This window comes from Vibrio sp. Isolate33 (assembly GCF_022397895.1).
Lineage (GTDB): Bacteria > Pseudomonadota > Gammaproteobacteria > Enterobacterales > Vibrionaceae > Vibrio > Vibrio pomeroyi.
Genome location: NZ_JAKEUP010000010.1, coordinates 96,760 through 110,171, shown reverse-complemented (window position 1 = coordinate 110,171; position 13,412 = coordinate 96,760). Strand labels below are relative to the sequence as shown.

The following is a 13,412-nucleotide window of genomic DNA, read 5'->3' as shown; positions in this document are numbered from 1 at the left end:
CCCAGAAAGGTCTCTCATGGCAACAATCAAGGATGTCGCAAAAGAATCCGGTGTATCAGTCGCAACCGTATCTCGGGTGATCAACAAATCTCCGAAGGCCAGTGCGAGCTCTATTGAGTCGGTAACCAAAGCGATGGCAAAACTCGGCTATCGCCCGAATGCCAATGCCCGTGCGCTCGTAAGCCAAAGCACCAATACCGTCGGTGTGTTGGTGGGTGATATTTCCGATCCTTTCTTCGGCACGCTAGTTAAATCGGTCGACAACGTTGCCAGAGAGAACGGCAAACACATATTGGTGGGCAATGGTTCTCACAATCGTGAAGAGGAACAACAAGCGATTGAGTTGCTGATCAACAGCCGCTGTGACGCCCTCATCATTCACTCGAAAGGCCTCACAGACGAAGAGCTGATTGCTTACTCTAAAGAAGTGAAAGGCTTAGTGCTGATCAACCGTTACATCGAAGAAATTGCCAATCGCTGCATCTTCCTAGATAACAAGAAAGGCGCCTTCCTCGCGACTGAATACTTAATCCGACACGGTCACAAAAACATTGCGTGCATCGCCTCTTCTTCAAGCATTGAAGATGCCAACGAACGTGTTGAAGGCTACCAAGCCGCGCTCAAAGAGTATGGTATCGAGTTATCTGAAAGCTATGTTGAACAGGCTCTACCAACCAGTGACGGTGGCGAATATGCGATGACGAACCTGCTGACTAAGTCACTGCCAATCACAGGCATTGTGGCTTACAACGATTACATGGCGGCGGGTGCTTTGTCGGTACTCGATGAAAACGGAATCCAAGCGCCAGAGAAGATGTCGATCATCGGATTCGATGATGGCTTGATTGCCCGCTATGTTCATCCAAAGCTGACTACGATTCGCTACCCAATTCAAATGATGGCAGAGAAAGCAACACGACTTGCCTTGAACCTAGCTAAAGGTGAAGACACCTCAGCAGAGCCGATGATGTTCTCTCCAACTTTGGTGCGCCGTAATTCGGTAGAGAAAATCTAAGTTCTGGTCTCAGACCAAACAGCAAACGAAAAAAAGCCCTAACAGAATCGCTTCTGTTAGGGCTTTCCTACCTTACTCTCGTACCCAACAATCACTCCCTTATTAGGTCGCCGATTGCTAGGTGCCACTTTTGTTCATCCCCCCAAGAGCTGCGTAATAAATCACTCCATTCATAAATCAACAAAAGAACTTGGCATCACCGATTTGAGCTAGAGCGTACTAGTTTGAAGAATCCCCCGAAAATTCAAACTGGTAGCAGGTACGGTAGTTGTATTCTTGTTCAGGCTGGAGAATACAACTGTCCTGCTTCCACTCTGGGTGGTTTGGAGAGTCAGGTAAGAACTGGGTTTCTAATGCCAAACCTGCGTAATCTTCATAGCTGCCACCACTTCGGTTTGGTGTGCCACCAAGCCAGTTTCCGGTGTATAGCTGCATAGCAGGTTTGGTTGAAAATACTTTTAAGGTGACTAGCGCATCTGGCGAAGTCACGGTCGCGGCACATTGAGTGCGTTTACAGCCGTCAGCCAATAAGAAAGAGTGATCGTAACCCTTGGCGGCTTTCTGTTGTTCATCACCTAATAAACGCTCTGAGATCATCATAGGCTGTGCGAAGTCGAAGCTGGTCGATTTCACCGATTTCAAGTTGCCTAATGGAATGCCGACAGAGTTGGTTGGTAAGAACTGAGACGCGTTGATACTCACAATGTGAGACAAGCAATCGTGCCCTGCTTCTGCACCGAGCAGGTTGAAGTAGGCGTGATTAGTCAGGTTAACTACAGTTGGTTTATCGGTGTTGGCTGTGTAATCGATAGAGACTCGATTATCTTCGGTGATTTCATAACGAACCGACACGTTCAAATTACCCGGAAAACCTTGGTCGCCATCCGCTGATACCAAACTAAACACAACCGATGTTTCAGTTTGCTCAGCAATATTCCAACGACGTTTATCAAAACCATTGGGACCACCGTGTAAGGTGTTTCCCGCTTGGTTCGTTTCCAGCTTGTAATTCTTGCCATCAATCTTGAAACGACCATTGGCAATGCGGTTAGCATAACGACCGACTGTCGCCCCCATATAACTGGCTTGCTTCTCGAAGTTATCCATTGAATTAACACCCAATAGCACTTCTCGTCTGTTTCCTTTTACTGGCAAGATACAGCTCAACCACGTTGCGCCAATATCCATGAATGTCACTTCCATGCCGTGTGCATTCGACAGCGTGACAAGCTGAGCAGGTTGGCCATCATAGGCTGCAGTTTCTGTCATGGATTGATGCAGGTTCTGCGCTTGTGTCATTCTAAATTCCTTCTACTGCCAGTAAAAAGCCTCTACGTTGAGGTAAAGGCTTTAGTATTTGGCCTACCATGATCTTTTTACTCGGTAAGCACTATCTTAAGTCTCGAAGCAGTTAGATTACTTCAATTAGGCCGGCGCCGTCTTTCGCTTGGCACACATAAATTGATTCTTTTAGACCCGTCGCTGCTTGATATTTCTGCTCAACGGTTGTTTTAATTTCATCAACTAAAGCTGGCGGAACCAATGCCACGATACAACCACCAAAGCCACCGCCCGTCATACGCACACCGCCTTGATCGCCAATCACTTCTTTAACCATATCCACCAGCGTATCGATCTCTTTGACTGTGATTTCAAAATCATCACGCATTGATGCATGCGATTCTGCCATCAACTCGCCCATGCGCTTCATGTCATGAGTACGCAGAGCCTGAGCCGCTTCTACTGTGCGGTCATTTTCAGTAATCACGTGGCGAGCGCGCTTAGCAACCATCTCGTCCAATTCAGACTCTTTCGCTTTGAATTGCTCAATCGTTACATCACGCAGTGCAGGCACACCGAACAAGCGAGCCGCTTCTTCACACTGCTCACGGCGTGTGTTGTATTCACTGTCGACTAAGCCACGTTTCTTGTTTGAATTGATGATAACCACCGCCATGTCTTCTGGCATTGAAACCGCTTGAGTTTCTAGACTACGGCAATCCAAAAGCATCGCGTGGTTCGCTAGGCCTTCAGCCGAGATCATTTGGTCCATGATGCCGCAGTTACAACCCACAAATTCGTTCTCTGCTTGCTGACCATTCAACGCGACTTCAGCTTGAGTGATCTCTAGGTTGTAAAGCACCTTGAATGTCTGACCAATCACCACTTCTAGTGCCGCCGATGAACTCAAACCCGCACCTTGAGGTACATTGCCTGATACAGAAATATCCGCACCTTTAAACTGGTAGCCACGACCAATTAAACACTTCACCACACCACGAATGTAGTTCGCCCACATCTTGTCTTGTTGGAAGGTAATCTCTTGCGTGATATCGAATTCGTCTACCGCATTATCGTAGTCGACAGACACCACACGCACCATGTTGTCATCACGCTTTGCTGCCGCAACAACGGTTTGGTAGTTAATGGCACACGGTAGAACAAAACCATCATTGTAGTCAGTGTGCTCACCAATCAGGTTCACACGACCAGGCGCTTGAACGATGTGACTCGCTTGGTAACCAAGGACTTGCTCAAAAGATGCTTTCACGTTTTGGATTAGATCAGACATAAGTAAACTCTCTGCTTAAACTCTTTGTTCAATTGTGGCCCCTTCATGGCACCACTTTAATTCTTTGAGATTCCCGACTCCTTTGTTCCTCACTCTCGGGATTGACGCTAAAAGTTTCAATGAAACTGTCATTCCAGAATCGAGGGACGAGATATCAGGAATCTCGTTTGTTATTTACGAAGCAGGTATTACTGCTCTTTGTAGTGAACGTCACTTAAATCACGAAGACGTTGCGCCGCTTGTTCTGCGGTCAAATCGCGTTGCGATTCCGCCAACATTTCGTAGCCCACCATGAACTTACGAACCGATGCGCTGCGTAGTAGTGGCGGGTAGAAAAGCGCGTGCAGTTGCCAATGGTCGATGTCGGTGCCTTCTTCAAAGAACGGCGCATAGTGCCAGCCCATCGAGTATGGGAATGAACACTGGAACAAGTTATCGTAGCGGCTGGTCAGTTTCTTGATCGCAAGTGCCAAGTCATCACGTTGTTCGTCAGTCAGTTCACTCATACGGCGAATGTGTGTTTTTGGCAGCAACATGGTTTCGAATGGCCATGCTGCCCAGTAAGGCACTACAGCAATCCAATGTTCCGTTTCAACCACAGTGCGGGAGCCGTCTTTCATTTCAGCTTCAACGTAATCCACTAATAGGTTTGAACCTTGTTGCTCGAAGTATTCTTTTAGCAACTTTTCTTTACGTTCAATCTCGTTTGGCAAAAAGCTGTTCGCCCAGATTTGACCGTGTGGGTGAGGCTGAGAACAGCCCATTGTCTCGCCCTTGTTCTCAAACGCTTGAACCCATAGGTAATCTTTACCAAGCTCTTCAATCTGCTCGTTCCAAGTATCGATCACTCCGCGGATTTTATTCACCGGCAACTCTGGCAGCGTTTTGCTGTGGTCTGGAGAGAAACAGATAACGCGGCTCAACCCTCGAACACCTTGAGTCTTAAATAGAGGGTTGTCAGACTCTGGAGCGTCAGGCGAATCGGGCATCAACGCCGCGAAATCATTACTGAACACATAAGTACCGTCGTAATCTGGGTTTTCGTCACCCGAGATACGTGTGTTGGTCGGGCACAAGAAACACTCTTTCTCGTACTCAGAAAGTTGTTCAGTCGACGGCTTCTCGTCTTGACCGCTCCACGGGCGTTTAGCACGGTGTGGTGATACTAAGATCCACTGACCCGTTAGTGGGTTATAACGACGATGCGGGTGGTCTACTGGATTAAATTCAACTTTTGACATACTTACATTGCTCTTAATTTTTGTATCTTGGTCAATTCACCAAGACGAATAATTCTTCTACAAGGAGATTCCCTATCACGCTCGTCCCTCGCTGTAGGGAATGACGTGTAATCTCGTTGTGCTATTTATGCAAAGGCCACCGCTTCATAGCCTTGTGCTCATTCGTCATTCCAGAATCGAGGTACGAGATATCTGGAATCTCTCTTTTCTCTATAACCTAAAAGTTTCTTAGTAACCCTGAGGGTTATTCGACTGCCACTTCCACGTATCCGCCGTCATTTCCATCACGCTGCGTGTCGCCTTCCAACCCAGTTCACGCTCTGCCTTTTCAGTGCTTGCCCAACATTCGGCAATATCACCTGCACGGCGCGGACATAATTCGTAAGGCACTGGCTTACCCGATGCTTGTGCAAAGGCTTCAACCATCTCAAGTACGCTTGAGCCTTTACCTGTACCTAGGTTGTAGATGTGCAAACCCGCTTTCTCGCCCACTGCTTTTAATGCTGCTACGTGACCGTCAGCTAAATCCATCACGTGGATGTAATCTCTAACGCCAGTTCCATCAACGGTTGGGTAATCCTTTCCAAAGATAGAAAGCTTCTCTCTACGGCCAACGGCAACTTGCGCGATGAATGGCATTAGGTTGTTTGGAATGCCTTGTGGGTCTTCACCCATGGTGCCCGATGGATGTGCGCCGACAGGGTTAAAGTAGCGCAATAAAGTGACGCTCCAGTCGTTTTCAGCGTTGAACAAATCACTCAAGCACTCTTCGACCATGTACTTACTACGACCATAAGGGTTCGTGGTATCGCCCGTTGGTGAGCTTTCGGTGATCGGCACAATCTCAGGGTCGCCGTATACGGTTGCTGAAGAGCTGAACACGATGCTTTTCACGCCAGCTTTCTTCATGCTGCGCGCTAGAACCAGAGAACCATTGACGTTGTTATCGTAGTATTCCAAAGGCTTAGCGACTGATTCGCCCACCGCTTTTAGGCCAGCGAAATGAATGACGGCTTGAATGTCATGCTTGGCAAAAACACCATCTAAGAAGGATTCATCACGAATATCGCCAAGGTAAAATGTTGGTGTTTGACCGGTTAGCGCATTGATTCGCTCCAGTACTAGCTCTTTGCTGTTGCAAAGGTTGTCTACAATGATTGGCTCCATGCCCGCCTGTATCATTTGAATACATGTGTGACTTCCGATGTAACCCATTCCGCCCGTTACCAGTACTTTCACAATCAACCTCTCTTCACTGTCATTCATGATGAAACCTGAACCAATACTCTGTGTATTAGTTCGTTGTTACAGAAATAGTAGCAGCCAATCTGACTATAATTCTGTGATCAGAACCACGAAGTGTAAACGTTTACACAAAGTTCCACGAGACATATTCATATCAACATAGAATTGACGAATCGATAGATAGTGCTAATTCATTGAAATTAAATGAGATCTTTATAGATAGTTAGATTTGCGACATCACAGAGGAGTTGAGCATTTATTTTACTAAAAGTTAATGCATTGGCTTTCAGTTTGATTACAATAGGTCAGTAGAATAAAGAGGTGCATTGCTTTTTTTACTAAAGACGAATTTCAAAGCAGCGCAATGTTCCAAGAACAGGAAGTGAGTATGGCAACGTTAAAAGATATCGCGACGGAAGCAAATGTTTCATTAGCTACCGTTTCTCGGGTTCTCAATGAAGATCCTACATTAAGCGTCAAGGAAGAGACCAAAAGGCGTATCTTTGAAATTGCCGAGAAGTTGGAATACAAAACCAGCAGCTCACGTAAATCGGTTAGCGGTAAAAAGCAAAACCACCACTTCCTTGCTCTGTACAACTACAAGCAAGAAGCGGAAGTTAACGACCCTTATTATCTATCGATTCGCCACGGTATTGAGACACAGTGCGAGAAGATGGAAGTTAATCTAACCAACTGTTATGAAAGTAAAATACAGACAAACTCTAGCCAGATAACCGGTATTTTACTGGTTGGTAGAATGACGCAAGAAGTTATCGCACAAGCGAAAAAGCTCACCGATAATATCTGCTATGTCGACTTTACCGATCACTCTGAACCTTATGACTCAATTGATATTGACCTTACTCGTATCAGCAAAGAGATCACCAACTTCTTCATTAACCAAGGCTACGAACGCATTGGTTTCATCGGTGGCCAAGACGACATTAACACCTCTGATATTCGCGAAGTCGCCTTTGCAGAATACGGTGGTTTGAAGAACGTGGTCAGCGAACAAGATATCTACCGCGGTGACTTCTCTAGTTCATCTGGCTACAAGCTGGCGAAGAAGATGCTAGAGAGCGGCGATTACCCGAAAGCGATGTTTATTGCATCAGATTCGATTGCAATCGGTGTTTTACGCGCCGTTCATGAACACGGATTAAGCATTCCAGAAGACATTGCGCTAATCAGTGTCAATGACATCCCAACCGCTAAATTTACCTTCCCAAGTTTATCAACCGTTCGTATTCACTCTGAACTGATGGGAATTCAAGGTGTTAACCTTCTGATTGAGAAAGCACGCGATGGCCGAACTATCCCACTAAGAGTTTACGTACCAAGTAAACTCAAGCTGCGCGATACAACAAAATAACAATATATTTCAAATAGATAATGAAAGGTCACCTCTATTATAGGTGGCCTTTTTTGTACCTGTTATCTCCCTCTCCAATTACATATCGTCTCTTCCAATCTGCTGTATAAAACACCAAATAGCATTCTTTTAAGTGGATCACACAGCACTGTAAAAAGCCCACAAAAAACGTGATGGAGTTAAAGTAAAACGTTTTCACCAATTTCATTTAGTAAAACTTTTACCAATAATTACCTCAGTCCAAAAATACTCGTATTCACTACGACCCAATTACGCATAAGAACGTCGGCTAGCATTCAAACAGGCCGAGAGAGAGGCAACGTGAACAACTGGGAAAACTTCCTGAACCTACATGAGAACCGTATGGCACCACGTGCTTACTTCTTCTCATACGCATCAGAAAAAACAGCTAAGACATTTCAACGTGAATTAAGCAGCCACTTCCAACTGTTAAGTGGTCAATGGAATTTCAGCTACTTCACCAACCCACTATTGGTTCCTGAAGAGTTTTACTCTCAAGAGATGAGCGACTGGGGCCATATTACGGTTCCAAACATGTGGCAAATGGAAGGCCACGGCGATCTTCAATACACAGATGAAGGTTTCCCATTCCCAATTGATGTGCCTTTCGTACCATCAGACAACCCAACAGGCGCATACCAACGCTCTTTCTTCCTTGGCGAAAGCTGGGACGAGAAACAAACCATTATTAAATTCGATGGCGTAGAAACTTACTTCGAAGTTTACGTAAACGGTGAGTACGTTGGTTTCAGCAAGGGCAGCCGACTAACTGCTGAATTCGATATCTCTAGCCACGTAAAAGCAGGCAACAACCTACTTTCTATTCGCGTGATGCAGTGGGCAGACTCTACCTACATTGAAGACCAAGACATGTGGTGGACAGGCGGTATCTTCCGTGATGTTTACCTTGTTGGTAAAGAACAACTTCACGTTCAAGATCTAACGGTTCGCACTGATTTTGACGACGCTTACCAAAGCGCTACCCTTTCGTGCAACGTTGCTCTAGAAAACCTAGCAGCAGCGACAAACGCAACTCTTGAGTACGCATTGCTTGATGGCAGCCAAGTTATCTCCCAAGGCTCAGTAGATAACTTAACGGTTCCTAACCAACAGACTGGCGGCAATGCGAACACTCAATTCTCTATTGATGTGGTTAACCCAGTTCAATGGAATGCTGAAAACCCGTACCTTTACCAACTGCTGCTTACGCTGAAAGACGCAGACGGCAAAGTGCTAGAAGTGATCCCACAACGCGTTGGTTTCCGTGACATTAAAGTTCGCGATGGTCTGTTCTACATCAATAACAAATACGTGATGCTGCACGGTGTGAACCGCCACGACAACGACCATCTAAAAGGTCGCGCTGTTGGCATGGATCGCGTAGAGAAAGACTTAGTGTTGATGAAGCAACACAACATCAACTCAGTACGTACTGCACACTACCCGAACGACCCACGTTTCTACGAACTGTGTGATATCTACGGTCTGTTCGTGATGGGTGAAACCGATGTTGAAACACACGGCTTTGCTAACGTTGGCGACCTAAGCCGCATCACTAACGATGCAGCATGGGAAGCGGTGTTTGTTGAGCGTATCGAACGTCACATTCATGCTCAAAAGAACCACCCTTCTATCATCATGTGGTCTTTAGGTAACGAGTCTGGCTACGGCTGCAACATTCGTTCTATGTACGATGCAGCTAAAGCGATTGATGACACACGTCTGGTTCACTATGAAGAAGACCGTGATGCTGAAGTGGTTGATGTTATCTCTACCATGTACTCACGTGCTCAACTAATGAATGCCTTCGGCGAGTACCCACACGAAAAACCACGCATTATCTGTGAATACGCACACGCAATGGGTAACGGCCCAGGTGGCTTAACCGAATACCAAAACGTGTTCTACAAGCACGATGCAATTCAAGGTCACTATGTTTGGGAATGGTGTGACCACGGCATTCTCGCACGTGATGAAGCAGGTACTGAGTTCTACAAGTACGGTGGCGACTACGGTGACTACCCGAACAACTACAACTTCTGCATGGATGGTTTGATCTACCCAGACCAAACACCGGGGCCAGGTTTGAAAGAGTACAAGCAAGTGATTGCCCCTGTGAAGCTTCGCGATTTCGATGCGCAAACTGGCACCTTCACCGTTGATAACAAACTGTGGTTCTCAAACATTGATGACTACACCATCACTGCAGAAATTCGCGCTGAAGGTGAAACCATTGCAGTGCAACACATCAAGGTTGAAGAGCTGGCAGAAAACTCTAGCCGTGAACTAACACTTAACTTGCCACAGCTTGATGAGCGCGAAGTGTTTGTGAACTTTACTGTTCGCAAGGATTCCCGCACGCCTTACAGCGAAGCGAACCACGATATCGCGATTTACCAATTCCAAGTGAAAGAGAACACGGCACAGCTAGAAGCTTTCACTAACAACAATGCGACAGCACTGAATGTTGAAGAGTCTCGTCTTGCTTACCTAATCAAAGGCCACAACTTCACGCTGAACTTCTCGAAAGTGAACGGCAAGCTGACGTCATGGCTAGTCAATGGCGAAGAGATGATTAAGTCAGAACCAAGACTCAACTTCTTCAAGCCAATGATCGATAACCACAAGCAAGAACACGATGGTTACTGGGAGCCAGCACACCTGCAGATCATGCAGGAACACTTCCGCACGCTTAACGTTGAACAGGTAAACGGTAAGGTCGAGATCACGACCACCAGCATTATTGCTCCACCAGTATTCGATTTCGGCATGCGTTGTGAATATCGCTACCAAATCAGTGCTGAAGGCCAACTGAACGTTGAGCTAAGCGGTGAACGCTACGGTGATTACCCACACGTGATTCCAGTTATTGGTTTCGATATGGGCATCAACGGCGACTTCGACCAAGTTCAATACTACGGCCGCGGCCCAGAAGAGAACTACCAAGACAGCAAGCAAGCCAACATGATTGATGTGTACCAATCAACGGTTGCTGACATGTTCGAGAACTACCCGTTCCCACAAAACAATGGCAACCGCCAACACGTTCGTTGGGCTGCGCTTTCAAGCCGTGCGGGTAATGGTATTGCAGTAAAACCACAGCAAGAAATCAACTTCAGCGCGTGGTTCTACACCAACCAAAACCTGCACCAAGCACAACACACTATTGAGCTAGAGAAGAGCGGCTACATCACCCTAAACCTAGACCACCAAGTGATGGGCTTAGGCTCTAACTCTTGGGGCAGCGAAGTGCTCGACTCTTACCGCGTGTACATGGACGAGTTCCGCTACGGCTTAACTCTGATTCCATTCCAAGCAGGCGATTGCGACGCGCAGCACCTAATCAATCATAACTTTGGCGATGAGTTTTTTACGGGTAACGCACCAAAAGCTCAACCACTACAGAACGAGGCATAAGCGATGATCGTTTTAGAAAACTTAGAACAATTTAAAGTCGTTTACCGCGATGGTCGTAAATGGCAACGCTGTGTAGAGGCGATTGAAAACATCGGCAACATCAAAGATGGCGTGATGTATTCGATTGGTGACTCACTGGCTTACATGATTGAAGACGGTGTGGCTCGTAACACGGAAAACTTCACCGGTAACCGTCGTTACTTCGATGTGCACTACTACCTAGAAGGTCGTGAAACTGTCGAGTTCGCAGCGAAATCAGAGCTAGAACAAATCCAAGCTTACAGCGATGAAACTGACCGTGAACACCTATTGGGTAACGGTGAAACTCGTGAGTTAGCTGAAGGCCAAGTGGCGATCTTTGATAACAGCAAAGCTTACCGCTTCCACGGCGATAACCGAGTTCGCAAGGTGGTGCTGAAAGTGACCATTGAAGACGGCTACTTCCTTAATAAGTAAGTAAAACCCTATTAATTCACAGCGCGTTTGAGCCTTGCCGTTCAAGGCTCAAGTAGACTGAACAAAGCCTCTATGCTTCTTCCCTACAAAGAAGCATAGAGAAATAACGACTATAATTATGTGATTCCCCGGAGGACACTATGTCTGAATCTGTACGCGGTAAGTTGGGCAAATTTGCCTTGCTCTCCATGACATTTACAGCGGTATTTAACGTTCGCAACATCGTAAATAACAACATCGAATTGGGATTGAGTTCTGCTCCTATCTTTTTGCTTGCGACCCTTATTTACTTCATTCCATTCGTGTTCATCATTGCTGAATTCGTATCAGCAAACAAAAATTCTGAGTCAGGCATGTACGACTGGCTTAAAAAACCGCTGGGTACGAAAGCGGCCTACCTAGGTTCGTTCCTTTACTGGTTCGTGAACCTTTTCTGGTTTGTATCTCTGCTACCAAACGTCATCGCCTACGCATCTTACGCAATGCTTGGCTACGAATACGCCTTCTCTCCTGTCGTGACATCGGCCATTTCGATTGGTCTATTTGCTGCAGCAACGCACATCTCAACCAAGGGCGCGAGCTGGTTAGGTAAGATTGCAGAGATCGTGGCATACGGCGTATTTGCTCTGTTCGCGATTTACGTTATCGGTGCACTGATGGCACTGGGCGGTAACCACGAACCGGTTGAACCAATCACGCTAGAAGCGATGACACCAACCATCAACTGGGCAACACTGGGTATTATGTGTTGGATCTTCCAAGCAGCTGGCGGTGCAGAAACAGCAGCGGCATACCTAAACGATGTGAAAGGTGGTCATAAGTCTTTCATCAAGGTCATCATTGGTGCAGGTATCGCGATTGGTGCGATGTACGCAGTTGGCTCTCTACTGGTAAACGTATTCGTTGCTCGTGATGAACTCACTTACGCTGGCGGCATGGTTGAAATCTTCACAGGTATGGCGAACTACTTCGACATTTCACAATCTCTAACGGGTCGCTTCGTTGGTATCGTACTGTTCGTTGCAATGTTCGGCTCGATGATGATGTGGACTGCAGCTCCTGTAAAAATTCACTTCTCTGAAATCCCTAAAGGTGTTTACGGCGAGAAAACAACAGAACTGAACGAACACGGTGTTCCTGTTCGTGCTGCATGGTGGCAGTTCGCGTTCGTATTCGTGATGCTTGTGGTTAACGGCTTCGGCTCTGAATCGGTACAAGACATGATGAACACGGCTATCAACCTAACAGCAGGTACCGCAATGCTACCGCCTATCTTCATCATGGTGGCTTACTTTGTATTCCGCTTGAAACACGACGACACTCCGCGTGATTTCCGTATGGGTACTCGAGTTCAAGGTATGGCAGTGGTATCGGTACTGATTGGTATCTTCGTTGTGAGCATGACAGCATCAGCATTCCCGACAGGTGTTGACCTTGTTCAAGCCTTCTTCATCAACGTCTTCATGACAGCGGTATTCTCTGGTATTGCATGGTGGTGGATCTCTCGCTTTGAAAAGAAGCAATCAGGTAAAGAAGCAAAGCTAGAAACGGCTAAGCAGTCGTAATCCAAAATCTTCACACCTAATTAAAAGCGCCTTAATTGGCGCTTTTTTGTTTTAAATCAGATAATTAAAACAAAACCTCAAAAATTAAAAACGCCGTTCGTCAAGGTTTCACTTCACGAAAAACGCCAATTAATCGGAAATAAAACTCGAATAAAAACCAAGGTAAAACATTAACTAAATTTATTTACTCAAGGTCACATAATTGATCAATTTTGATTAACTTCCCGCCGCTTAATCTTTAATCTTCTTGCTGAAGAGACAAGCTGTTCCATATAAAAAAACGACACAAAGCCCCTACAAGCCTTATTAAACGTCGCACATGAAACAGCCAATCTCTTGAAAGAACTTCTGAGTCGTTAACCTGTTGTTTCGGTAATAAATTTACTGAAAACGCAAAGGTAAATAACTGAGAAGTCCGATCGTAAATCAATAAAAATAATATCTGAGCCAACCCTGATTGATCTGAGCGGGTGTTTGCCAAACCAACATAACAATAAAAGTGCGGCCT

General features: G+C 46.0%; 9 protein-coding genes. 5 read left to right on the top strand and 4 right to left on the bottom strand.

All coding sequences use genetic code 11. The annotated features are described in order from the left end of the window. The first annotated feature begins 16 nt into the window (after nt 1-16). Nucleotides 17-1,015: a substrate-binding domain-containing protein gene (locus L1D37_RS15050; protein ID WP_102507700.1), complete on the top strand. Its 999-nt coding sequence runs from the start codon at nt 17-19 to the stop codon at nt 1,013-1,015. A gap of 219 nt (nt 1,016-1,234) precedes the next feature. Here L1D37_RS15050 and galM read toward each other — a convergent pair whose 3' ends face one another. The 4 genes from galM to galE form a co-directional block, all read right to left on the bottom strand. Beyond that, nucleotides 1,235-2,314 carry a galactose-1-epimerase gene (gene galM / locus L1D37_RS15045; protein ID WP_239848368.1) on the bottom strand — a complete coding sequence of 360 codons (1,080 nt, stop codon included), beginning with the start codon at nt 2,312-2,314 and terminating at the stop codon, nt 1,235-1,237. Nucleotides 2,315-2,426: 112 nt separating this feature from the next. Beyond that, nucleotides 2,427-3,587 (bottom strand): galactokinase, encoded by a 1,161-nt coding sequence (galK, locus tag L1D37_RS15040; protein ID WP_239848367.1) that lies wholly within the window; start codon nt 3,585-3,587, stop codon nt 2,427-2,429. A gap of 188 nt (nt 3,588-3,775) precedes the next feature. After that, entirely contained in the window at nt 3,776-4,828 is a 1,053-nt protein-coding gene (locus tag L1D37_RS15035; protein WP_239848366.1) for a UDP-glucose--hexose-1-phosphate uridylyltransferase, read from the bottom strand. Nucleotides 4,829-5,056: 228 nt separating this feature from the next. Continuing rightward, a complete protein-coding gene (galE, locus tag L1D37_RS15030; protein WP_239848392.1) occupies nt 5,057-6,067 on the bottom strand; it encodes a UDP-glucose 4-epimerase GalE in 1,011 nt (336 codons plus the stop codon). Between the two features lie 394 nt (nt 6,068-6,461). On the opposite strand from galE, the gene ebgR reads away from it, so the two are divergent. From ebgR to L1D37_RS15010, 4 genes are all read left to right on the top strand, one after another. Further along, nucleotides 6,462-7,445 carry a transcriptional regulator EbgR gene (gene ebgR, locus L1D37_RS15025; RefSeq protein ID WP_239848365.1) on the top strand — a complete coding sequence of 328 codons (984 nt, stop codon included), beginning with the start codon at nt 6,462-6,464 and terminating at the stop codon, nt 7,443-7,445. 321 nt (nt 7,446-7,766) lie between these two features. Beyond that, nucleotides 7,767-10,883, top strand: a complete 3,117-nt coding sequence (gene ebgA, locus L1D37_RS15020) for a beta-galactosidase subunit alpha (RefSeq protein ID WP_239848364.1) — start codon at nt 7,767-7,769, stop codon at nt 10,881-10,883. A gap of 3 nt (nt 10,884-10,886) precedes the next feature. Beyond that, complete coding sequence (locus tag L1D37_RS15015) at nt 10,887-11,339, top strand: beta-galactosidase subunit beta (protein WP_161748949.1); 453 nt, start codon at nt 10,887-10,889, stop codon at nt 11,337-11,339. 140 nt (nt 11,340-11,479) lie between these two features. Then, nucleotides 11,480-12,904: an amino acid permease gene (locus L1D37_RS15010; protein WP_239848363.1), complete on the top strand. Its 1,425-nt coding sequence runs from the start codon at nt 11,480-11,482 to the stop codon at nt 12,902-12,904. Nucleotides 12,905-13,412 lie beyond the last annotated feature (508 nt).

Bases quoted from the DNA above. Each gene is read 5' to 3' on its own strand.
- L1D37_RS15015 (WP_161748949.1), top strand. From the start codon at position 10,887: ATGATCGTTTTAGAAAACTTAGAACAATTTAAAGTCGTTTACCGCGAT.
- ebgR (WP_239848365.1), top strand. From the start codon at position 6,462: ATGGCAACGTTAAAAGATATCGCGACGGAAGCAAATGTTTCATTAGCT.
- L1D37_RS15010 (WP_239848363.1), top strand. From the start codon at position 11,480: ATGTCTGAATCTGTACGCGGTAAGTTGGGCAAATTTGCCTTGCTCTCC.
- L1D37_RS15035 (WP_239848366.1), bottom strand. From the start codon at position 4,828: ATGTCAAAAGTTGAATTTAATCCAGTAGACCACCCGCATCGTCGTTAT.
- galK (WP_239848367.1), bottom strand. From the start codon at position 3,587: ATGTCTGATCTAATCCAAAACGTGAAAGCATCTTTTGAGCAAGTCCTT.
- galM (WP_239848368.1), bottom strand. From the start codon at position 2,314: ATGACACAAGCGCAGAACCTGCATCAATCCATGACAGAAACTGCAGCC.
- L1D37_RS15050 (WP_102507700.1), top strand. From the start codon at position 17: ATGGCAACAATCAAGGATGTCGCAAAAGAATCCGGTGTATCAGTCGCA.